At 34.3% G+C, this 23,863-nt stretch carries 24 protein-coding genes and 1 other annotated feature; of the genes, 6 read left to right on the forward strand and 18 right to left on the reverse strand.

Features of this window, described 5'->3' with window-relative positions; translation table 11 throughout:
- Positions 1–13 precede the first annotated feature (13 nt).
- Positions 14–1,117, reverse strand: a complete 1,104-nt coding sequence (gene proB / locus BAQ44_RS21560; RefSeq protein ID WP_071723651.1) for a glutamate 5-kinase — start codon at positions 1,115–1,117, stop codon at positions 14–16.
- A gap of 145 nt (positions 1,118–1,262) precedes the next feature.
- Positions 1,263–1,473, reverse strand: a binding site (T-box leader).
- Between the two features lie 338 nt (positions 1,474–1,811).
- On the opposite strand from proB, the gene proC reads away from it, so the two are divergent.
- Positions 1,812–2,630 (forward strand): pyrroline-5-carboxylate reductase, encoded by an 819-nt coding sequence (proC, locus tag BAQ44_RS21565; RefSeq protein ID WP_071723654.1) that lies wholly within the window; start codon positions 1,812–1,814, stop codon positions 2,628–2,630.
- 164 nt (positions 2,631–2,794) lie between these two features.
- Here the strand turns inward: proC and BAQ44_RS21570 are convergent, their stop codons facing one another.
- Together BAQ44_RS21570 and BAQ44_RS21575 are read right to left on the reverse strand one after the other, a co-directional pair.
- Positions 2,795–4,435: a M20/M25/M40 family metallo-hydrolase gene (locus BAQ44_RS21570; RefSeq protein ID WP_071723656.1), complete on the reverse strand. Its 1,641-nt coding sequence runs from the start codon at positions 4,433–4,435 to the stop codon at positions 2,795–2,797.
- Between the two features lie 75 nt (positions 4,436–4,510).
- On the reverse strand, positions 4,511–5,260 hold the full coding sequence (locus BAQ44_RS21575) for an IclR family transcriptional regulator (protein ID WP_071723659.1): 750 nt from the start codon (positions 5,258–5,260) through the stop codon (positions 4,511–4,513).
- A gap of 266 nt (positions 5,261–5,526) precedes the next feature.
- Here BAQ44_RS21575 and BAQ44_RS21585 point away from each other — a divergent pair, with 266 nt between their 5' ends.
- A complete protein-coding gene (locus BAQ44_RS21585; RefSeq protein ID WP_061679887.1) occupies positions 5,527–6,951 on the forward strand; it encodes an amino acid permease in 1,425 nt (474 codons plus the stop codon).
- Positions 6,952–7,305: 354 nt separating this feature from the next.
- Entirely contained in the window at positions 7,306–7,653 is a 348-nt protein-coding gene (locus BAQ44_RS21590; RefSeq protein ID WP_063259448.1) for a VOC family protein, read from the forward strand.
- Positions 7,654–7,848: 195 nt separating this feature from the next.
- On the opposite strand, the gene BAQ44_RS21595 is transcribed toward BAQ44_RS21590, so the two are convergent.
- The 4 genes from BAQ44_RS21595 to BAQ44_RS21610 form a co-directional block, all read right to left on the reverse strand.
- Complete coding sequence (locus BAQ44_RS21595; RefSeq protein WP_071723661.1) at positions 7,849–9,036, reverse strand: RtcB family protein; 1,188 nt, start codon at positions 9,034–9,036, stop codon at positions 7,849–7,851.
- Positions 9,037–9,309: 273 nt separating this feature from the next.
- On the reverse strand, positions 9,310–10,341 hold the full coding sequence (desA, locus tag BAQ44_RS21600; protein ID WP_061679885.1) for a Delta(5) desaturase DesA: 1,032 nt from the start codon (positions 10,339–10,341) through the stop codon (positions 9,310–9,312).
- Positions 10,342–10,716: 375 nt separating this feature from the next.
- Positions 10,717–13,101: an immune inhibitor A domain-containing protein gene (locus BAQ44_RS21605; RefSeq protein WP_084669601.1), complete on the reverse strand. Its 2,385-nt coding sequence runs from the start codon at positions 13,099–13,101 to the stop codon at positions 10,717–10,719.
- Between the two features lie 259 nt (positions 13,102–13,360).
- Positions 13,361–15,022, reverse strand: coding sequence for an alkaline phosphatase (locus BAQ44_RS21610; protein ID WP_071723663.1), 1,662 nt, complete (start codon positions 15,020–15,022; stop codon positions 13,361–13,363).
- Between the two features lie 298 nt (positions 15,023–15,320).
- Between BAQ44_RS21610 and BAQ44_RS21615 the strand changes: the two genes are divergently transcribed.
- Positions 15,321–15,803, forward strand: a complete 483-nt coding sequence (locus BAQ44_RS21615; RefSeq protein WP_071723664.1) for a DUF2975 domain-containing protein — start codon at positions 15,321–15,323, stop codon at positions 15,801–15,803.
- 10 nt (positions 15,804–15,813) lie between these two features.
- Positions 15,814–16,029, forward strand: a complete 216-nt coding sequence (locus tag BAQ44_RS21620) for a helix-turn-helix domain-containing protein (RefSeq protein ID WP_002084833.1) — start codon at positions 15,814–15,816, stop codon at positions 16,027–16,029.
- A gap of 40 nt (positions 16,030–16,069) precedes the next feature.
- On the opposite strand, the gene BAQ44_RS21625 is transcribed toward BAQ44_RS21620, so the two are convergent.
- The 9 genes from BAQ44_RS21625 to BAQ44_RS21665 form a co-directional block, all read right to left on the reverse strand.
- Positions 16,070–16,381, reverse strand: coding sequence for a hypothetical protein (locus BAQ44_RS21625; protein WP_061676889.1), 312 nt, complete (start codon positions 16,379–16,381; stop codon positions 16,070–16,072).
- Between the two features lie 114 nt (positions 16,382–16,495).
- Complete coding sequence (locus BAQ44_RS21630; RefSeq protein WP_063259444.1) at positions 16,496–16,882, reverse strand: DUF3887 domain-containing protein; 387 nt, start codon at positions 16,880–16,882, stop codon at positions 16,496–16,498.
- Between the two features lie 2 nt (positions 16,883–16,884).
- On the reverse strand, positions 16,885–17,562 hold the full coding sequence (locus BAQ44_RS21635) for a YhfC family glutamic-type intramembrane protease (RefSeq protein WP_063259443.1): 678 nt from the start codon (positions 17,560–17,562) through the stop codon (positions 16,885–16,887).
- An 89-nt stretch (positions 17,563–17,651) separates the two neighbouring features.
- Positions 17,652–18,968 (reverse strand): GHKL domain-containing protein, encoded by a 1,317-nt coding sequence (locus BAQ44_RS21640; RefSeq protein WP_063259442.1) that lies wholly within the window; start codon positions 18,966–18,968, stop codon positions 17,652–17,654.
- Complete coding sequence (locus tag BAQ44_RS21645; protein ID WP_071723666.1) at positions 18,968–19,702, reverse strand: LytR/AlgR family response regulator transcription factor; 735 nt, start codon at positions 19,700–19,702, stop codon at positions 18,968–18,970. The genes BAQ44_RS21640 and BAQ44_RS21645 overlap by 1 nt, the downstream gene beginning before the upstream one ends.
- A gap of 178 nt (positions 19,703–19,880) precedes the next feature.
- Positions 19,881–20,459: an HAD-IA family hydrolase gene (locus tag BAQ44_RS21650; protein WP_071723667.1), complete on the reverse strand. Its 579-nt coding sequence runs from the start codon at positions 20,457–20,459 to the stop codon at positions 19,881–19,883.
- Positions 20,460–20,482: 23 nt separating this feature from the next.
- Positions 20,483–21,064, reverse strand: coding sequence for a kinase (locus tag BAQ44_RS21655; protein WP_071723668.1), 582 nt, complete (start codon positions 21,062–21,064; stop codon positions 20,483–20,485).
- A complete protein-coding gene (locus BAQ44_RS21660; RefSeq protein ID WP_061676896.1) occupies positions 21,064–21,606 on the reverse strand; it encodes a GNAT family N-acetyltransferase in 543 nt (180 codons plus the stop codon). The genes BAQ44_RS21655 and BAQ44_RS21660 overlap by 1 nt, the downstream gene beginning before the upstream one ends.
- 14 nt (positions 21,607–21,620) lie before the next feature.
- Complete coding sequence (locus tag BAQ44_RS21665) at positions 21,621–21,992, reverse strand: VOC family protein (protein WP_071723670.1); 372 nt, start codon at positions 21,990–21,992, stop codon at positions 21,621–21,623.
- A gap of 283 nt (positions 21,993–22,275) precedes the next feature.
- Here BAQ44_RS21665 and BAQ44_RS21670 point away from each other — a divergent pair, with 283 nt between their 5' ends.
- Positions 22,276–22,524 carry a hypothetical protein gene (locus BAQ44_RS21670; RefSeq protein WP_048547666.1) on the forward strand — a complete coding sequence of 83 codons (249 nt, stop codon included), beginning with the start codon at positions 22,276–22,278 and terminating at the stop codon, positions 22,522–22,524.
- 318 nt (positions 22,525–22,842) lie between these two features.
- Here BAQ44_RS21670 and BAQ44_RS21675 read toward each other — a convergent pair whose 3' ends face one another.
- Positions 22,843–23,379, reverse strand: coding sequence for a DUF2812 domain-containing protein (locus tag BAQ44_RS21675; protein ID WP_063259437.1), 537 nt, complete (start codon positions 23,377–23,379; stop codon positions 22,843–22,845).
- 7 nt (positions 23,380–23,386) lie between these two features.
- Positions 23,387–23,704, reverse strand: coding sequence for a PadR family transcriptional regulator (locus BAQ44_RS21680; RefSeq protein WP_048565484.1), 318 nt, complete (start codon positions 23,702–23,704; stop codon positions 23,387–23,389).
- Between the last annotated feature and the right edge of the window lie 159 nt (positions 23,705–23,863).

Raw genomic sequence — 23,863 nt, forward strand, 5'->3', positions numbered from 1 at the left:
AACATCACTATTCTTAAAGTGAAACCCAATAATCTCTGTGAATGACTTCATAATTATGCCTATCGCCTCTTGCTTGAATATCTTGGCTTTGCATACCTTTTACATCTCTTAGTTCCTCTGCGCTATATGTGCATTGCCCTTTTCCAATGACGCGCCCTTGTTGCGTCATGACTTCTACGACATCGCCAACTTTGAAAAATCCTGACACATTTGTAACGCCAGCAGGAAGAAGACTCTTACCATGCTGAATGATAGCAGTAGCTGCTCCAGCGTCTATTTCAATTTGTCCGCTAACAAGCGAATGCAAAGCGATCCATTGCTTGTTCATCTTCATTTCTTTTTGAGGAGCATTTCCGACATACGTTCCATCACCTTTGCCCTTTAAAACATCTACAAATTTCTCTTGTCCACGCCCTGTTCCGATAAATACACTCACGCCAAGAGAAAGTGCCGTCTTCGCAGCATCAATTTTTGATTTCATACCGCCAGTCCCAAGTTTGGACCCAGCATCTCCTGCAAGAGAAGCGATTTCTTCTGTAACTTCAGGAAGGAAATAATACTTTTTCGCATCCGCATTTTTCTGAGGATTTTTGTCGTATAAACCGTTCACATCCGTAAAAATCATTAGCATATCCGCTGAAACAAGCCCGCTTACTAAAGCTGACAGCATATCGTTATCACCAAACGTTAGCTCTTCTAATGAGATGGAATCATTTTCATTAATGATTGGAAGAGCAGAACGGTTTAGTAACTCTCCTAAAGTAGCGTAAGCATTACTATATTGTTCTTTTCTAGAAAAATCACTTCTCGTCAGCAATAGTTGCGCAGTAACGATGTCATATTTACGAAATTCCTCCGTGTACGCCTGCATTAACAAACTTTGTCCGACAGCCGCAGCAGCCTGTTTTCCTTTAATTGTCACAGGTCTGCTAGGATAGCCTAGAGCAGAAAAACCTGCAGCGACGGCCCCAGATGTAATTAACAAAACTTCATGCCCTTCTTCTTTCAATCGAGCCAATGCAGCAACGTGATCTGAAAGTTGTTCTTTAGAAATGCCTCCGTGACTATCTGCCAAGGAACTGCTCCCAATCTTTACAACAATTCGTTGTTTTTTCACTTTTATATCCTCCAAGTCTAAAATCAAAGTTTTTTATAGATTACACTTTTATTCATTCGGCTTGCAGCGACTTCTATTATCACAAATGCTGCACCTAGCCTATTAAAGAGCAAAATAAAAATGACCGCTTCGCCCTTAATAAAATAAAAAGGACGAAACGGTCATTGTTCCGCGGTACCACCTTAATTGATATACATAGATATCCACTTGGCGCCTATAACGCAGGCGAACGCTTAAACTTTCATTTAAGACTCAGGGATAGGTTCGATATATTCTATACGAGGAATCTTTCAGCCGGTGAATTCCACTCTCTTTCGCAAGAAGACATATGTACTATTTCCCTTCAACGATTTTCGGTTTAATTTTTTATATTATGCGATATAATTTAATTTGGTGTCAAGAGGTATTTTAAAAATAAATAGAGCGGCAAATTATTTGTATGAGATTATTACCCTACTGAATGAAAATACAAATCGATATAAATTTAACTCAGATTCATCAACATAGTACCTTAAATTAAAGTGTATATATTTACATAATGTCGAATATAATTGATTTTTAACTTTTGTTGTTGCAAAAAGGAATATATTCTCTTAGAATGTTTCTTTATATTGCATGAAGATGTTATTGTTATTTTAAAATAATAATTTCAAAAGGATATAATTTATTATAAAAGGAGCAAGATTGAATAATTATGGACAAACAAATTGGATTCATCGGATGCGGAAATATGGGGATGGCTATCATTGGCGGGATGTTAAACAAAAAGATAGTGTCTGCAAATCATGTTATTTGTTCGGATTTAAACACTACGAATTTAAAAAACGCTAGCGAAAAATATGGGCTAACTACAACTACTGACAATAATGAAGTCGCTAAAAATGCTGATATTTTAATTTTATCAATTAAACCAGACCTATACGCATCAATCATTAACGAAATAAAAGAAGTAATCAAAAACGATGTTATCGTCGTAACGATCGCTGCTGGAAAAAGCATCAAAAGTACAGAGGAATCTTTTGATAAGAAATTAAAAGTTGTACGTGTAATGCCTAATACCCCTGCTCTTGTTGGAGAAGGAATGTCTGCATTATGCCCTAATGAAATGGTGACAGAAAAAGATTTAGAAGATGTGCTAAACATTTTCAATAGCTTTGGTCAAGCAGAGATCGTAAGTGAAAAATTAATGGATGTTGTTACATCAGTAAGTGGTTCTTCACCAGCATACGTATATATGATTATAGAGGCGATGGCAGATGCTGCTGTACTAGACGGTATGCCAAGAAATCAAGCATATAAATTCGCAGCTCAAGCTGTATTAGGCTCTGCTAAAATGGTACTAGAAACAGGAATACATCCAGGTGAATTGAAAGATATGGTTTGTTCTCCTGGTGGAACAACGATAGAGGCTGTAGCAACATTAGAGGAAAAAGGCTTACGAACAGCCATCATTTCAGCTATGCAGCGCTGTACGCAAAAGTCTATTGAGCTGTCTGGTCAAACAAAAAAATAATACGATAAAAGAGATCACATTTGCTATGAATGTAGTTAAAAAATAGTGGATTACATACTCTCTCCCTTTCACTAAATGATAAACGGACAAACTCATATATACTTGAGTTTGTCCGTTTTTTAGTTATACTGAGATAATTTTATTTATCTCTTCCCTATTCCCTACTACACCTGTGTAATTTTATTAGAAATAAGTAATTTTTCAATGCATTTCGGTAACATATCTAATAATGTTTCAAATGCATAATTTACATCTAGACGTTCTGTCCATTGATGTGCATCTTTTCCTACCGGCCCCATATTTAATACTGGAACGTCAAACTCTTCTAGTTCCTGAAGCGGAATCGAGTAACCTTTATCCCATAATGGCATATTGTCTACAAGTGAACTCATTGAATGTAGTGGATTCTGTAAGCCCACATAGCTCAAATCTGAAATTCCCCCAAAATAATTTTGGTTTTCAAATGTAATGTTATGATTATAGTGTGCATACTTTTCCATTTCCGTAACTACTTCTTTAATTAACGGGTTGTTACGTGAACTTACAGCTGGATAATATGGTGGAGCAAAGAAAAGTACAATCATCGGCGCCTTTTCTTTACATAAAATAGCTAGTTTATCTACTAAATCAATCGTTACCGCACGATCATCTTTATCTTCTCTATTTTTTATTATACTAGATTGAATATCATCTATTTTCTCTTGCCCATGTTGTTCAATTGCATAAGCAATAAGCTCTTCATACGTTAATACATTTACTTTCATATTAGGGGGTATAAACGGATTATATTTAGAAAAACGATATGCTTGCTTTTCATATGATTCTTCTATTTTCTCTGCTACTTTCGTTACTTTTTGACGTAACAATGACACGACATCTGTCATTGATTTTTCTAGTAAAAACAAATTAAATAATGTTACGGCACGATGCGGAATTTGGACAGAATAATCCTCCTTTAAGTCCCTTTGAAGTAAGTTAGTTGGCGGAGGACTCGCTTCCCCTTCTACAATATCACAAAGGTCTGTATTCAACTCTAATTCTGCTGTTATTAATGAAGCCATGTAACTCCCATTTAAGCCTGCAAATGGTTCACCTACATGTGTCTCTTTTCCGTAGCAAAGAAATCCAGGTAACACTTTACCAATAGTACCAGTATAAATATACTTATTTTGGTCACCAGGGTGTCGTGAAAACATAGGCTCTGAATTTAATACCGTTTTATAATCCAAGTTATGTTCTCTTGCTAACTCTAGTAGTCTTGGAACAGCAGCTCTCATCCCTACAGAGTTCACTTCTTCATCTGGAACAGCTAATAAAAGAACATTCCCATCAAATCTTCCTTCACAAGCTTGCTCAATCATCGCCATTTGTAACGCAAGGCCGCATTTCATGTCCATTGTTCCTCTTCCAAATAACCAATCTCCTTGTTCTATATCCTCACGTACATGATCTGGTAGTTCATCTTTATGAGAATAAAACATAGACGTTAACTTTTTAGGATTGAATGCATCTTCTTTCCACACTCCGTAATCTTGTACATCTACAACATCAAAGTGACTAACTAGAATTACTGTATTTTTTGTACTATCTCTTTTCTTTACGAGAGCTGTAACAAAATATCGTCCGTCTCCCGTCGGATTTTTTTGCAAATGATGCGGGTTTTCTTTGAAGTACTGTAAATCAGATAATTGTTCCACAACAAAATCTGGCAATATAACTTCTGCTTCTGTACCTGTAATACTAGGAATTTCAACGAGACCGCTTAATAATTGAATCAATTGTTCTTTTGATTGCCACTTTGACATATAAATCCCCCTATTTTTCCGCATTATGAAAATGAATTCCAGTATATGAATAAAAAATGACGACAGTTATCAAAATTATAGTTCTGATGTACTGCCGATTTTTATTGAAATTTCATGAGCTGCTTGTTTTACCTTACTAATAAGAAAGGATAGTCGATCATCATTAATGCGATGACTAATTAACCCAACACTTAATGCTCCTACTACTTTATGATTAAATCCGCTAATAGGTGCAGCTACTGAAGCCGTCCCTTCTGTTTTTTCACCATAACTTACCGCATATCCTTCATTTCTTATTTGCTTTATTTGCTCTAAAAGAACGCGCTTTTGTTCTGGTAAAGAAGAAAGTAAATGTTCTACAATATGCTCCATTTCATTCGTTTTCATATTGGCAAGCATCGTTTTGTTTGCAGCACCAATTGAAAGTGGAATCTGTTCCCCTAATTTATCGATAACTCGAATTTTTAAAGGGCTATCAATTCTTTCAATGATAATAGAATGCGTTCCATTTGGAATGTTTAAATACACACTTTCTTCCACTTCAGAGGCTAACCGCTTCATCACTTCTCTTGCTACAGATCTGTAGTCTACTTTCTCCAATTGACGTAATCCTATTTCCATCCACATTGGCCCAATTTTGTACTGTTTCGTTTCTGAAATTTGCGTAACTAACCCATGCTCGATTAGAGAATTAAGTAATCTATGTACTGTACTAACTGGAAGATGTGTTCTATCCGCTATATCAGAAATAGCCCAATACTCTTTTTCATTAGTAGAATTTAACAACTTTATAATACTTATCGCTCGATCAATGGACTGTACCATAACTCACCTCAACTTGACTTGTAATATGTTAGTACGCTCAATTACCTATCAATTTAACAAAAATTCAAAATGAAATCAATCCATTTATTCAATTTTCTAAAAATAAAAATATGTCGCTAATAATAATTTGAAAGCGCAAACAAAAAAATATTGACTTTTCTTTTTAATTATCTGAAAATTATAACAAGATTTCACATCACGGAATACATTCCACAATACGGAAAACATCAAACTTTATTCTATCAACTACGAAAGTGAGGAAAACAATGTCGCAAGTAAACAATACAAACAATGAATTAAAACGTACGATGAAAAGTAGACACTTATTCATGATTGCACTCGGTGGTGTGATTGGAACGGGGTTATTTAACGGATCTGGCTTTATTATAAGTCAAGCTGGACCTGGTGGATCCGTGCTTGCCTTTATGGCTGGTGGATTATTAATGTATTTCGTTATGCTTTGTCTTGGTGAACTTGCTGTAGCTATGCCTGTTTCAGGTTCCTTCCAAGAATATGCCACTAAGTTCATCAATCCTGCAACTGGCTTTACGATCGGATGGTTATATTGGTTAAGCTGGGCAAATACGACCGGTCTTGAATTTACAACTGCCGGCATTACAATGCAGCGCTGGTTTCCTGATATTCCCGTCTGGGTTTGGTGTTTAATATTTGGCGTTACAATCTTCACTATTAACGCATTATCTGCTCGTAGTTATGCAGAAACAGAATTTTGGTTTTCAAGTATAAAAGTATCTGCCATTATAGCTTTTATTATCCTTGGCGGCGCCGCTATGTTCGGTTTTATTGATTTAAAAGGTGACGAACCAGCCCCGTTATTATCAAATTTCGTAAATCACGGCGGTTTATTCCCAAATGGACTTGCAGCTATCCTATTAACAATGGTTACAGTTAATTATTCCTTCCAAGGTACAGAACTTGTCGGAATCGCAGCAGGTGAAAGTGAAGATCCAGCAAAAACTTTACCACGTTCTATTAGAAATATTATATGGCGCACGATGTTTTTCTTCGTCTTAGCAATTTTTGTCCTTGTTGCTTTAATTCCTTGGGAAGAAGCTGGATTAACAAAAAGTCCGTTCGTTGCTGTATTTGATAATATCGGTATTCCATATGCAGCTGATATTATGAACTTTGTTATTCTTACAGCTGTTCTTTCTGTCGCAAACTCTGGACTGTACGCCGCAACTCGCATGCTTTGGTCATTATCAAAAAATGAAATGGCTCCTGCCTTTTTAAAGAAATTATCATCACGAGGAATACCTCTAAACGCTTTAATTTTGACAATTTCTATTTCTGCTTTTTCTCTTTTAACAAGCGTTGTAGCTGCTGAAACAGTTTACTTATGGTTAATTTCAATTTCTGGTGTCATTACAATCATTGTTTGGATGTCAATTTGTGTCTCTCAATTCTTTTTCCGTAAACATTATTTAGCAGACGGTGGAAGATTAGAAGACTTAAAATTTAAAACTCCACTTTATCCACTTGTACCAATTCTTGGTTTTGGATTGTATGGCATTATATTAATTAGTCTTATCTTTATCCCTGAACAACGACTTGGAATTTATTGCACTGTACCATTTATCATTTTTTGCTACACTTACTATCACTTTAAAGTTAAGAAAAGAATTTCTACTAACCCTCAAAGTGAAACTAAAATTAGCGAGACTATGTAATACTATACTTATATATAAAAGACCGCACATATCTTTCACTTTATGTGCGGTCTTTTATCTTTTTCACTTTTTCTTTCGTTCCCTCATTTCCCTTTACTTTTGGAAGACGATTCAGTATTTCTATACCCTTTTTCTTTGATTTCAAGTTATGTGAAGAATGATATTAAAATCGTTTCAACAGTCAATGCTACTAGCAATTTTGATTTCTTACTGTTTATGCCGCTTTAATGGGCAGTTGATCCTCCACTGATTAAAGTTTCACTTTATAAGTTAATAATTTTCCTTACTATTACTGTTTTGATATATTGAATATATAATGCCAAATAATTTCAAAATAGACAGGGGTTATGTACGATGATAAAAGGTTTCGGGGGAATATTTTGGAGAACTAAAAATATCGATGTTCTAAAAAAATGGTACAGTGAAGTGTTGAAAATTGAAATAGACAATTGGAATGGGACTGTGATTAAACCGCAATTAGGAAATGAAACTATTTTTTCTTTCTTTACCGAAGATGATAATTATTTTCCAACAGAACAGCAAGTGATGTTAAATTTCCAAGTACATAATATGAATGAGACTATTCAGCATCTTGAACATATTGGCGTACCTCTTGAAAAGAAAGAAGAAATTAGTGAATTCGGAAATTTTATTTGGATTAAAGATCCTGAAGGTCGTCTAATTGAGCTTTGGGAAAAATAGACGGTAATAATCATTTGCTATTAAGCTAATGATTACTTTCGTTTCACAAAATAAAAAAGTCGATTTCTTAACTCCACAGGAAATCGACTTTTTTTCGTATCCCATCGCCATAAAAGGAAACTACTTCCCTTGATTAGATTGTTTGCGAACATAAGATGCGAAAAATAGTTTTTTCTGGCTGCTTATTTACCCCTTTTAATTCGCTTTAAAATTATATAATGGCTTAATAATATGCTTTATATCTATTGTTTCTTTCGTATTTTCGATAATTTCATCCATTGGCTTGTAAACCATTGGTGCTTCATCAATTGTGCTTTCTACTACCGATGTAGTCCACACTTCTGTCATCGTATTTTGAAATTCCTCTAGACTCAATAATTCTTTAGCCTTCTTACGACTCATAATACGTCCTGCCCCGTGCGGACCAGAAAAGTTCCAATCTGGATTCCCTTTACCAAATGCAATAATTGAACCATCTCTCATGTTAATGGGAATAATGACTCGTTCATCTTTCTGAGCTGAAATAGCACCTTTTCGTAGAATCATATTTTCTATGTCAATATAGTTATGTATTGTAGTAAATTGATCCGTAATTTTCCAGTCCATTTTCGTAACAATTTCATCAATCATTGCTTTACGATTTAACGCAGCATACTTTTGGGCAATATTCATGTCATTCATATAATCTTTGAATCCTTGCCCTTCTAAATAAGCTAGCTCTTTACGAATCTTAGGCTTCTGAATTCCACGTAAAGTTTCTTGTATTTCTTTTGCTCTCCCTTCTTCAGTTAATCTCTTAATAATCTCATCTTTCATTGATGTAACATCAATGCATTGTTCATATGCGAAGTTTTGGTAATACTCTGCTATTTGTTTACCCAAATTACGAGAACCACTATGAATGACAATATATACATTCCCTTTTTCATCTTCATTTAATTCAATGAAATGATTTCCACCTCCAAGAGTACCTATACTTTTTTGAGCTCTTTGTAATGTATATGGCGCCTTCACACTATCAAAATCAATCATTTTTGAGAATCGATGTTCTTTATCTCGGATACGAAAACCACTTGGAACAAATTTACGAATTGTTTCGTCTAAACAATCGAAATTAATTTCTTCTTTTTTCTTATCAATCACAACAACTTCCATTCCACACCCAATGTCTACTCCTACAAGATTAGGAACAATTTTATCCTGTATTGTCATTGTTGTCCCAATCGTACAACCTGCTCCTGCATGTGTATCTGGCATAATACGAATTTGACTATCCTTTACGAATTCTTGGTTACAAAGATCAATAATCTGCCCAGTCGCAGTCTCATCAACGTTATTCGTAAATACTTTCGCTTCATTGTATTTTCCTTGTAATTTCAACATCTTTCATTTCCCCTTCCTTTTGAAAGAATTATTTTATTACGTTGTATGTGTTCTTATATTTACTATCATCTACCTTCTGCTTTCCATTATATATGTACGATGTCCTTCACAATAATAAAAATTATGATGATTCACCTTATTTACATAATAAAATTACCGTCTTCTTAAATTTATACCTACACATGAGTATTCCACGCCCTCGATATCTGTTATATATAGCAAAAACTCCCCTTACATCGAAAATGATTAAGGGGAGTTTTATATAAGATAAAATTATAGTTCAGATTTCACTCGAACAGAAACATTGTTTTTAATTATATTTTTGAATTCTTTAAAGCTAACAAAATTGTTACTTTTCTCATCCCATAGTCGGAAGCGAAGTGAACGCAAGCTTGTAGCAAGAGTAATCGTAGGTACATTTTTTAACGGAAGCGTATTATTGTGTGCCTCTTCTAGTTTATAGTTAGGTACCCTTGGGCTTAAATGATGAACATGATGGAATCCAATATTACCAGTTAGGAATTGCAAGATTTTTGGAAGTTTATAGAATGAACTTCCTTCCACTGCAGCTTTCACATATTCCCAATCTTTATCCTCTTCAAAATAAGAATCCTCGAATGTGTGTTGTACGTAAAACAGCCAAATCCCTACTGAACCTGCTATTAAGAATATCGTACCGTGTACTAATAAGAACGATTGCCATCCAATTGCCCAGCAAAGTATAGCGATTAAAGCAACAATTATAATATTCGTCAAATAAGTATTCATACGTTCTTTCTGTCTAGCACCTTTTCGGTTAAATCTATTTTTAAGCAAGAAAACATAAATCGGCCCTAATCCAAACATAACGAATGGATTGCGATATAAGCGATATGCTAAACGAAGTCTAAATGGCGCAGCTGCATATTCATCCACAGTAAGCGTCCAAATATCTCCTGTACCTCGCTTATCCAAATTACCACTTGTAGCGTGATGAATAGAATGTTCATGCCCCCATTGATCAAATGGGAATAAAGTTAAAACACCCATACATGTCCCTACTATTCTATTTGTACGACGGCTTTTAAAGAATGAATAGTGAGTACAATCATGAAAAATAATGAAAATTCGCGTCATAAAACCAGCGGCTAACAGAGATGGAACTACTGATAACAAATAAGAAACGGACAAACTTTTATAAGCAAGGTACCATAAAATAATGAATGGCACAATTGTGTTAAAAAGTTGCCACACACTTTTTTTAATCGTTGATTTTTCATACGGAGCAACTTGTTTTTTTAAATTTTTAGTATTTTCTAATGTCATTGGTCTAATTCCTTTCCTTTATGTTGCTAATTCACATTATAGCATACTATTAGTATCAGGTGTTAAAAGTAGCTGTAATAAATATTATATAATATAAAAATCTCTTTTTTCTTACTCATTACTTACAAATTCCTTACGGTCAAAAAACCTTACATAATCGGACTGATGGAGCATTTTAATTATAAAAGAAACATCTATTTTTTCCAATAAATATATAAAAAAGCAGAGGACTTTTTCACTTCTGTACATCTTTTCATTTTTTTAAATGGTAATTTTTTTCGATTTGTATTTATGTAACAGTTTTTTCTCACAAGAAGAAAAGAGCTGTCACAAGTCAGATTTCACCGACTTATGACAGCTCCTTTTCATTTTATTTTAGCGATGGATCCAAACTGCACCTGCAGACTTATCATCAGCTTGACCTACTACTTCAAACTTCAATCCTAGTTTCGGTAACTTACGTCCGGCATCTGGAATAACGCTATTGATGTATTGCTTAGAGTCATCAAATTTCGCAACGCCTGGTAATCCTTTATAATCAAAGATACCGCGAGTTGGTGAATCTACTCTCCATGCTGGCGTTTGCTCAAATGAGAATGCCGCATCGGCAATTTGATAACGTGTACTGCTCTTCACAGTTGGTTGACCGTTTAATGTTCCTACGATTGCCTCTGGATGAGAATCTACTACCCCAAGGAACCCTTCGCCTGGGTGAACGCCTACCCAGTTATCTGTAAAGCTTTGATCCGCATACCATACAACCATTCCTGTATTAAATACTGGACCACGTGCATGTTGTAACGCCGTGTCAGATCCAGCATAATTTCGCCACTCAATATAGTAGTTATTTTTTTTCTGTTCAAATCCGTTTGACACAGTAAATCCTTTTAACGTCATTGCTGGCTGTCCTTCTGCATCATCAGAGAATACAACTTTTCCATCTACAGTTAATGCTGCATTGTCCAATGCAAATCCTTTATAAGCTACTGCAATATCTGTTACATACTCAAACTGTAGTTTTACTTTCTTTCCTTTGAATTGACTTAAATCGTATGATTTATCAACCCACTTACCATCCGTTGTATCTACGCCGGCTTTTACATCTTTTTCGCCCATTCGATCAATTCGCGTCTTCGTTCCATCTTCTGCAATTGCATTTACGTCAAGGAAATCATACTTCGCTTCCAGTTCATAAAATGCCTTATAATCAAACTTAGCGTCTTTTGCATTTGTTAAGTCAAATACTGGAGTCTCAAGTGTTGTATGAATATCATTTCCTTTTGTGCTGTAATAAAACTTCTTACCAAATGCCGATTCGATATTTTTTATATCTTTGTCTGGTAAGTTAACTCGAATAATTCCTGGTCGTTTTGATTTTGTAACACTTTGATCTAAATATGTTGCAGTACCGATTCCTGTGCGTAGTTTATCGTAATCTACTTCAACGATATTTGCCCAGTTACCCTGCATATTCTTTTGGAAAAATTCTTTATTTTGTGGTGAGAAACTCGTTGGCTCTGTTCCTGCAATTTTTCCAGCCCAGCTACCGCCGCTCATAATAGACCATGATTCAACAGGTTCACCTTGTCCAGAATACTTTGTATCATATTCATCCGGTAATCCTAAATCATGACCGTACTCATGGGCAAACACACCAACTGCTCCATCTTCAGGCTCAATTGTATAATCGTATGCAGCCATCTTGCCGCCCCAGTTCGAAACAGAAGATTTCGTACCATCAATCGCATATGGTTTTGATCCTAGTTTTGAACGATGAGACCAAATCGCATCATCTTTTAATTTACCACCGCCAGCTTCTTGACCCACGCCCGCATGTACAACCATTAAGTGGTCAATAATTCCATCTGGCTCGTTTTTATTTCCATCACCATTTTGATCGTATTGATCAAATTGATCATAATCTGCTAAATTGATACCTTTTGCGACAGCTGCTTTTAATGCCTCTTTCACAAGATCACGTGGCCCTAAAGGACCTTTGTTATCATGACCAGTTCCCGCATCCGCACCATAATCTGATGCTTTTCCTGGAACAGTAAGCCATTCTGTTACAGTTCCATCAACTGTGTAGCTACCGCCAGATTGTTCCTCATAATACTGTTTAAATGTATTAATCTTCGATCCATCAAATAACGTAAATGGCTCATCTCCAAATAACATTTTTTGATAATGTTCACGATTAAAGTCCTTAGAATACATGTAACCTGGTTCTTGATCAATATTATTATGTTTAAAATCGCTAAATTCTACGAGTAAAACAAGTACTTTATCTTTTCGAACCGCTCCATTATACTCAGCTTGCTTCGCTGGTGTAGTAGGTACTTTTCCATTTAATTTTCTAGAATTCAACCCTGCATCTTGTCCAACAACCGGTCCTACTTCTGGCTGCTGCGCCTGTTCATTTTCCTTCATTTTTGCATCTTTTACTTTTTTCATAAAATCTGAAGCTTCTTGCGTAAGGTTATCTCCTGTCATGATTTCTTTTCCAGGATTTTCGCCTTTCTTTTTCTCAACATAATTTTCGACAGCCTTTGATGTCTCAGCTTGTGATGCAGATTGATCAATTACTCCCCTTTGTTTCAGCGCTTCTGCCAAACGCTCCTCTGGTATTAAATGCTCATCAATTGGTAGAGATGGTGGCGTATCAGCATACGCTGCATGACTTCCAAAAGCAAACGTACTACTTAGCACTGCCGCTGTTGCTAAAACTGATAATGGTTTTAACTTCTTATTCTTTTTCAATGCTTTTCCTCCCCAGTGTCTGCAAATTATCGTTTTTTTTGCCGATAGGAACATAATATTCGTTACAATACGAATATTCAATCTTTTTAAAGAGCTAAAATGTTGAGAAATATTTTTTAGGGTGAAAAATATAAGATAAATAAATTTACAAGAAGTCCTTTTTAGAAGTTGTGATCCTCTTTACTCTTGTTTTCAAGTGAAATTTTAGCTACACAAAAAATGCCAATTCCTAAGTATTAGCTAAGGAATTGGCATTTTTTTAACGAGAATGCTTTATGAATAAACGGATTGCTTCTTCTGGTACATAGCACTTGCCATTACTTTCTACAACTACACTACCTAATTCATATTCTTTATTCTTAATACGAATTATATTTTTATTTACAAATAATTGAGCTTTTACATGATTACGTTTTACTATGAGCACCGGGTTTGCTGTATCAGTATTATCTATAGTGACTGTTGCATCGTTTTGTTTAAAAGCTGATTCACTATCTACAAATAATTTGTTTGTTACTTCTTCTAAATTAAAGCCCATTGCTTTCGCCATCGTCTTCGCAACGTCTGTGTTTTGGATCAAACCATATGGTTTTTGAGGACCGTAAGAATATAAAAACACATCCTCACCTGTATGCCCTCCTGTTGTGAAGCCAATATTTGCACGGTTAGCTAGTAATGTAGTAAGTATTGGACCAATATCCGATTTCTTTCGTACAACTTTTAATTTTTCCTTTTCAGCTTCCGTTAAGTTATTTAAACCGTAAAGTGCAGCAACTTCTACTATATTTGATAAATCATTATTTATTTTTTGGGTTACCCCTTCAATTGTCATTTTCGCTTTTTTTAATGGATTAATGTATGCAGAGACCGGCGTAGTATTATAGCCTTTTGTTGTATTCGCATTCCCAATAGAAATCCCGCTATTACCATGATCAGTTAAAGCGATGAGCAGTGTATTCTCATCATTTTTGGCAAATTGTAATGCTTTTGCTACCGCTTTATCAAATGCTAATACATCACTAATCATCCCCATCGGATCATTCACATGAGCTGCCCAGTCTGGTTTACTTCCTTCCACAAATAAAAAGAAACCATCTTTATCTTTTGATAACGTTTGAATTGCTTTTTCCGTCATTTGCGAAAGTGTTGGTTGCTCCGGATTTGTTGCTTCACGATCCATATCGAACGCTAAAGCGTTATGTGAAAAAGAGCCCCAAATCTTCTTAGATTTAGAGTTCAATAATGCATTTTTCGTTTCAACAAAATCGTACCCTTTGTCATGAATCACCTTTACTAAATCCTCACCATCTTTTCTTTTTATAGGTAGCAGTGCTGCTTTTCCCCCGCCTAATACGACATCTATATTTTGATATACTTGTTGCTCTGCAATTACGTCAAAACGCTTACGGTTTATATGGTGAGCAGAGAATCCGGCCGGAGTAGCATGCTGAATTTCAGCTGTAGCAACAATTCCAGTTGCGCGCCCAGTACGTTTGGCACCTTCTAAAACATTGGCAACCGGCCGTAACTTGTCCTCTTCTTTGATTGATTTTACGCCAGGTGAACTTACAATAGAAGGTAATACACCTACATATCCTGAATTCGATTTATTCCCAGTCGCTAAAGCTGTTGCTGCTGGGGCTGAGTCTGTTATAGCTGATTCCGCCGAATATGTAAGAACTCCTCCTGTTACCATTTCATCTAATGCAAGTGGTTTCCCTTTATACAAACGAGCTAATGTCGTTGCTGAAGAACTCGTTCCGTCCATAACCATTATGATTACATTTTTCGGTTGCCGTTCTACTTTTTTCACTTTCGCTTCCACCGAATAATAATTCATCATGCTTTCAGTACATAACATACTTAGTGTGATTGTTCCTACTAACAGTAACTTCTTCATCAGTAAACCCAAATTTGACATTGTTGTTCCTCCGTATGTTTTACATTCATTTATATATGTTTTATTAGTCCCCAATTTTCATGAAGCTAACAATCATTACCTTCACTTTCTTTTATTAGTAAGGCAACGAACGCTACCTATCATAGCTTTTTATGTTCAAATAATTAGGGACCACACCTATTTTATAAAACCGTCTTATCATTCTCTTCCCTAAAATTTATTTATCAATAAAAATCCGATTGAAATGAATAAGAATTTATTGTTAAACGATAAATTTCATGTTAAATTAAAGAGATAATTTAAAAATGAGGTGCTTTATATGAAACAAGGATCAACACTCTTTTTAAAGACAGCAATCATCCTTATCGGTATTCCTGTTTTTGCTTTATGTATATTTTTAATTCCTAATATCGGGAATTACACAGCGGACTTATACCCGGATATTGCATATATAAAATATCTTGTTTTAATCAATCTATATGCAACAGTGATACCTTTTTATTTTGCCCTATATCAAGCCTTTAAACTTGTAAGCTACATTGATAAGGGGAACGCCTTCTCGAAATTATCTGTTAGAGCTTTAAAAAAGATAAAACAATGTGCTGTTACAATTAGTGTATTATATGTAGTAGGTATGCCGCTTTTCTATCTTGTAGCAGAGAGAGATGACGCGCCAGGTATTATAATAATTGGCATGATCCTTATCTTTGCTTCAATGGTTATCGCAGTCTTTGCTGCCGTTCTCCAAAGACTTTTAAAAGATGCGATAGATATAAAATCAGAAAATGATTTAACGGTCTGAGGTGAATAACATGGCAATAATAATTAATATTGATGTAATGTTAGCGAAACGAAAAATGAGCGTAACTGAACTTTCAGAGAAGGTTGGAATTACAATGGCTAACCTTTCTATATTAAAAAATGGAAAAGCAAAAGCAATTAGAATTACAACTTTAGATGCTATTTGTAAAGCGTTAGAATGCCAACCAGGGGATATTTTAGAATATCAACCGGAAGACAGTGAATAAAAAGAGTCCTTCATACGAGAAGGACTCTTTTTATTGCACATTACGGCGCAAAACTAATTTGACCAGTAAATAATAATATAATCGTGATCATCCAAAATATAAGTAATGATAAGGACAGTATTATTGAAATAATAGCAATACCCTTCTTCTCTGTTTGTTTCGTCATCGTAATGCTAGAAAGTATGATACCTGCAACTGTGAGGGCAACTGTAATATAATCTCCCACTACATTACCTACATTTGCTATCCTTGTCGGAGTAATAAAAACGAACAGAAAACATAAAATGCCGATGAGTAAAGATATGTAACTAATTATGCTGTATTTCTTTTTAGGAACTATTTCAGTTTTCATACTAATCCACCCCTTCTATACAGCTATAAGTTCATATTAGCACAAATAACCATAATTTGGTTATAATAAATAGCAGATAAAATGGACACAACCATCTTATCTGCTATTACATTTCTACCTAATTACTAACCCAGCTATTTCTTCTTTATCGTTATAAGTTACGATAAAGGTACGTTGTTCTTTACTATACCTCGCTACAAGAATAACAGTATATAAACCATCTTTTTCTTCAATCGATTTTTTCTCAATTTTTTCGAATGTACCAGCTTTTTCAATTATAGGAGTAAGTTCTTTCATTTGCTCTTCTGATAAGGCTGATTTCATTTTACTATCAAATTTTTCATGCACGTCTTTATACTTCGCCTCATTTAATAATGTTACAATTTCTTCCGCCTTAGGAATAAACTTTTTTGACGTACTTTCATCTACTTTATTACCGGTACAAGCTGCGAGTGCGAACGCCGCGATAGCACTTATTATAATTAGTAACATTCTTCTCATTTTCATACACCCTTTCTTTTTAAAATAAAACTATAACTAAAAACGAGTACAGCACAAATTGCTATTGAAACTTCTGACATAATGATCCCGCTTTTCCCTGGTACATATAGCGATATAATGCTAGCTATTGCATTTGCAGTCCCATGGATGAGAATTGCATATACAACATAACGAAATTTCTTTTGGACGACAGCTTGCAATACAATGATGGAAAGTCCAATATGCAATACCATCGCGACGATACGCTCCATACCGCCGAAATAGTAACTGTCACCATTTTGAATGAATGTTTGTGACAATAATAGAGATATTACCGGAACTCCAACTATCAACACTGCCTCAATACCACCATGCCCTGCTCCAAATAAAAAACCAGACTGCCAATCTCGTTGCTTCATAAAATAACGCATTGCAATAAAACGAGCTATCTCTTCAAAAATTCCAGCTGATAAACTAAGCAAAAGTACAAATAGTACAGGCTGCATAACAGAAAACATTTGAAAATTTGTGCTAGTTCCACTTACATAATTCAGTATTGGTATGCGGATCAATATTTGTGATACAACAAAAGCCAATACACCTAACATATATGGAATATAGCGTTTCTTCCAAAAAGCATATAAAAGTGCTACAAGCGGTAAACCAAAGCTAATCATTGTTGTAAAAATAAGACCATTCATCTCGCTTCACCTCTTACTTGAAGTGTATAAAAACGAGTAAAGGAAGTATGTAGTTCTTTCCTATTCGGTTTCATTTTCATCATAGATGGTCATTTCATCTCTTTTAATATGAGTGTTTGTGTGAAATAAGGACTTACATAAGTTGTCTCTAACGTCGCGTTATTTGTTTTATTCATAATCCGTTTTAACGAAAATAACCCATATCCTCGAGCTCCGTCTTTACTTGAATGGTTTTTCTCATAAATTTTTTGCAAATCAATCGCTTCACTCTTTGAACTATTACGCGCGATAAAATATTGTCGGGAATCCATTTCAAAGAATGCGATTTGCAACATCTTTTCCTCACTATGTACTGCTTCTTCAATTGCATTGTCTACTAAAACTGAAATGATGCGAATAAATGAAATGATCGTCATCGAAACACTTTCGATGTTCTCTGGTATATCGAGCATTACTTTTATTTGTTGGTGCTGGGCAGTGCTAACTTTCGCCCTTAATACACTTCTCACTTCAGGAATATGTATGCGAGATAATTTCGCAATATCAAGTTCATGATCATTTATTGTTTTTAATGTAGGAGCTATCACGTCATAATACACTTGCTCAATTTCTTTCACATTTTTTGTACGTATGCCCTCCTCTAACGATAGTAATACATTCATATAATCGTGACGGAAACTAGCAAGCTCATCGTGCATATCCTCTAATTTCTCTACATAATCTAATAACTCTTTATCTAAACGTTTCTCGTGTTCTTCTTGTAACTTTTCTTTCGATAAGTGTGAGCTTATTAACACCATGATTAGTAATAATAAAAATATAATAATCGCTGAAATATAACTTACTTCACTGTATTGTTGATTTAATTGTGCTAATAACGCAGAAGATGGCTGAGTTAAGATTAGTTCAATAATAAATCCGGCAATTAATAATATATAAGTTACATAGTATAGCGGACTACCTACTATATATTGAGCAATTTTTTGGATTCTTTTGCGAGCTACAAAAATACCGATAAAAGTAAGTGTCGATACGGTAAGATGAATCAAGCTACCTGTCCATAAATATAAATTGAATGGCGTTAACATAAAGATTTTCATTCCTAAATCAAATAGCAACATTTTCACTAACGTTATTATCACCATACTCACTAGTGCAAAATATACATTATGCTTAAATTTCAATTCATTTTGCATTAATCCTAAACTTATTAGAAACAACACAATGGTACTATTCAATTCTGGATATCTCGTTACTGTTACGACAATAGCAAGTAAAATAATGAATACCGCACTTAAAGCTATTAACATTCTAACTGACAATCTATTGTACCGGATTAATTGAATGTATAAAAACGTATGGCTTATACTAGTAAGCAGTATTGCAAATAAATCATAAATATACATTACATCTCACCCTTTAACATGTTTCGTACTTTACTCACTAAACGACGTGATACCGGAATACGTTTCCCGCTTTTTAAAACTATCATTTTTTGCTTCGCATCGTAAAAAGACAATTGCTTCGTATTCACGATATATGATTGATGACAGCGAAATAAACGTTCATCTATTATTTCAATTTCTTTTAAAGTCCCGTAAAAAGAAACGATTCGATCTAACGTCACTAACGCTAAACGGTGTGGTTCATCGGTCATAACATATTCAACTTCATGAAACGGAACCCGCACAGTCGCATTACTACTTTCAACGATAAAGTCATCGGACGGAATGATATGATTATTACGCGCTTCATATTGGAGTAAACATTGTTCAAAAACGTTACGCCTCTCCTCATATGGCAATCCTTTATCAATAAATGTTAAAGCTGATACCATGTATTGATACGAAATAGGTGCAAATTCAGAATGCGTCGTTACAAACACAATAATTCCTTGTGTATCATACTTACGTATCTCTTGCGCTACTTGTAACCCTTTACGCTCTTCTCTTTTTATCTCTATATCTAAAAAATAGATTGGGATATACGTCGCCTTAGGAATGTTAGTTATAATATTTTCACTTTTACTAGTCACCTCTATAAAATCAAAAGGCAACATATACTCCTCACAAATCTCTTCAACTAGCCGTTTCATTTGCTGTGCTTGTATGACATCATCTTCTAAAATGAAAATACTCATGTGATCACTCGCTTTATAGAAATCTTTTTATTTATAGATTCATCTATAAATATATAATTCAAATCTTTATACCAATCCTCTTCTAAATATTTGAAAGTATTAATTTTCTATCGTTTTTATAAAGCATAGAAAATAACCTCTACTTTCAAGCAAAAAGTAGAGGTTTTATTTCATTCATTTATAAAATAACCTCTTTATCAATTACTACCTTAAAAAATTCCGAGTAATGCGATAAAGAATAATCCGCTACATCACAATTCCCTTGAAACATACATGTTGGAATACCTAATTCTTTTGCAGGTAATAAATCTAATTCTCTATCACCAATAGCTAGATCAATATTGTGCTTTTTATGCAGATGATTATAAGATAAAGCATTCGGTTTTCGGGGGAAGCCATCGTCAATTGTAACCATGTCTACGAAGTATTTGTCCCAGCCGTAATGATTTAATATTGATAATACTCCGGCTCTATCTTTGTGAGTCATAATTACATTTTTATCAGCAAACTTTAAAACCTCTTCCACTTTTTCAAATGGTTTAATATCTTCTATCATAATACGACTCTCTAATACATCAATTTCACTTAATTGTTTTTTAGATATTTCATAATAATCAATTGCGTGTGAAAATGAAACTTTTAACTTTGTATAGATTTCTTCTTCACTTATTTCCTTCCCTAAAACTTGAGAAAGAATTTTTGTGTAAACTGGATACGTATCAAATAACGTCCCATCAAAATCCCATAAAATATTCATTCTGTTCACCTTCTATTTTCTAATCATTCTATGATTAAATTCGCCCGTTCCTTCGGCAATTCCGTTTCTATGTAATAATCCTCTGCTTTCCAATACCTATTCTCAAACTTTGAAAGGTTTTTCTGCGTTTCCTCACTCTCGCGCAGAAATCTTGTCTCTCTTGGACAATCCAAGTACACCATATAATGAAAGAAATCTCTCCATTCTTTTCGCTGTAAAAAAACACCTTCAATTACAATTACACCTACTATAGGAATCTGTACTTTTTTCATTTCACTTGAGTCTGTCTCATCATAATAGAACGGTAATGTCAGTTTTGTTTCAGTTTGTAACTTTTGAAAAAAACTCTTCTGCAAGTTTGCAATATCCCATTGTAAATAATAATACTCATACCATTCTTCATATCCAGTATGATACCGTTTATTACGTTCTATTATATGATCATCAATATGAAAAATATGGAACGGAATACCTTCTTGTTTCATGTTTTCTTTTAAATTTGCAACGAATGTCGTTTTACCAGATCGACTTAAACCATCTATACCTAGAATGAACCTATTTTCTTTATGTTTCTTCATTATATTTATAAGCTCATTTGTACTCATTATTTCTTCCACTCTTCTTTTAATAAAGAATATAAAATCGTATCATGAGCAACTTCATTTTGAATCATATGTTTTCGAAGTAATCCTTCTTCTTGAAACCCTGCTTTACTTAATAATTTTTGAGAAGCTTTATTTTCTACATATACAACAGCTGCAATTCTTATCAGTTGCAGCGTTTCAAATCCGTAAGTTAAAATTGCCTGTAACGCTTCCGTTGCATACCCTTGTCCCCAATATGTATCGTCTAATTCATAACCAATTTCAGCTCGCTTATGATGATTATTTATTAAATGAAATCCGCACGTTCCGATTAATTGGCCCGTGCCCTTTTTCTCAATTCCCCAGCGAAATACTGTTCCCTCTTCATAACGATTTTTAAACGTTTGAATTGTTGTTTTCGCTTGCTCAATATTTTCGAAAGAATCCATTCCGAAATAACGTATAACAGATTCTTTCGAAAAATAACGGAACATCGTTTCTGCATCTAACAGTGTTAGTTCTCTTAATAATAAACGTTCTGTTTCTAGTTTCGGAAACCCCATCTCTTTTTCTCCTTCTATTCTAATGAACTGCAAATTTCAATATAATTTCCATCTGGATCGGCAATGTATGCAATTGTTTGTCCCCATGGTTTCACAATTGGTTCAACTAAAATCTTAATTCCTTGCTCTCTAAATTGTTCGATTGTTTCTTGTACATGATCAACAACGAACCCCAATTCAAAATGAGAAGATTGTAACTCGCCTTCTGTAAGTGGTAGTCCTGTTAATTCTTTCACATCTTGCCTCGTGTTCATCGCTAAAATTGTAGAACCAGTATTAAACTCAATATATGTACCATGCTCTGCTTTTATAGGTAACTGTAATACATCTTTATAGAATCTTAGACATTCCTCAAACTTTTCTACGTATAAAATGATATACTTCATTTTACATCCCCCTTTATATCTATCCCTAAAATTTCGACAAAAGTCTCATAAAAACCTTGTTTCCTATAGTAATGAGCACAAAAAAATGAGGCCGATTTCTCGGCCCCCCAGCTTATTGGCATAAAACAGGAGATTTGGTTTGGACATAACCAGTTCGTACCCTTATTATATTTTATTTTTTCTGAATTTTGAATACTTTAAATACCCATTTATATTGAGAAAGTTTTTTTGCTTGCATAAAATTAATAAGTTTAAGAAATGCTACAAATGGAGGTGTATACATATGGAACCAATGCTATGTCCAAGCTGTAAAACGAACCGTACTCGCTTTAATATTCTTGAGCAACAAGTAAAACCAGTCAAGTTAAATCCACAAACTGGTCAAGTAGAAGAAGAATACACAAATGAAACGATGAATGCTTTTCATATGTCCTATCAAGGACCAACATACAGAGTCCAATGCGCTGTATGCGGACTTGTTGAAAACCCGGAACAATTTATTAAACCTGCGCAAAATCAGTCTTTTTCTTAAACATTTTTATTCCCCCCTATGGAATTTTTGTAGGGGGTTTTCCATTTAATATGTTAATCAAAAATGTTTTTCTTCCTTATTATAAGTTACACCCCACGCCTTTTTAGTCATTTTTTATTTTTTGATCTTCGATATAAATCTTTTTTACTTCATTTATTAATTTCGGGTGTGGTTCTTCGTAATAGTTATTTTTGCGCCTTTATATAATTTTTTATTATATAAAAAAGAGTGAACAAAAACACAATAATATAGAGAAAAAAGAAGTTGATCCCGATAATTCGCCCTACAAAATCAACTTCTTTTTAACTTTGCTTATTATTATAATATTTCACTTTTTAATTTCTTAATTTTCCAAGTGAGTCTTATAAAGAAGTATATCCACATACAACCTGTAAGACCCGTCATAGCTTTCGCCCATATTGGCACTCTTGATTCCATCGGGCTTATAAATAGATTGTACATTGACGGTAATATACTTGCTGAAATAATAACAAGGAATAGCAATAACTCATTTAGTTTTTGTACTCTCGTCTCCTTTTCTGAGTAAATATCAGGCAATTCATTTACCTCTTCTACTTCTTTACAAAAATAATTCCATCTCGTGAAACTTGTTACGCGTTCCCAACCTGACATTTCGTATATTTCGAAGTACTCTTGTTGTTGTTCTTTTGAATCCCTATAAACCAATCTAAAATCAGCTTTATATATTACATCTTTTGGCTCAGTTTTCTTAAACGTATACATTAAATTGTATTTTTGTAATGCCCAACCTTGTTGATGCATATTTCGTAAAAAAGCTTCTTCTTTTTCTAAATTCCATGCCGTAAAAAATTTGAATACCCTTTTTGTCTCCATCTTCCATTCACTCCCCTAATATACTATTCCCATTTTTAACCGAACGCTGTAATCTGTTGTACTCTAGCTCCAACACTTCTCTCCCAAACGGAGTTAATTCATAGCACTTTTTTCTATCTGTAGAAGCCACTTCAACTATTAACTTCTCTTTTAGTAACTTTGTCGTATTCCCGTATAAAGTACCTGGACCGAGCTTTACTTCCCCATTTGTCATTTCTTCTACCATTTGCATAATTCCGTATCCGTGCATTGGTTTCACTAGTGATAACAATATGTAATATGTCGCCTCTGTTAACGGAATATATTTTTTCGCTTTCGTATTCATTATAACCACCTCCGATACATCGCTTTATGATATATCGACTAACGATACATCGTATATCGATATTGTATAACTACATTCCAAAATATGCAAGTATAATCTAATAATTGGATATTTATTTCTTCGAATTAAAAAATCATATCAATTTTCTGAATAATTTGT

This window comes from Bacillus mobilis (genome assembly GCF_001884045.1).
Classification (GTDB): Bacteria; Bacillota; Bacilli; order Bacillales; family Bacillaceae_G; genus Bacillus_A; species Bacillus_A mobilis.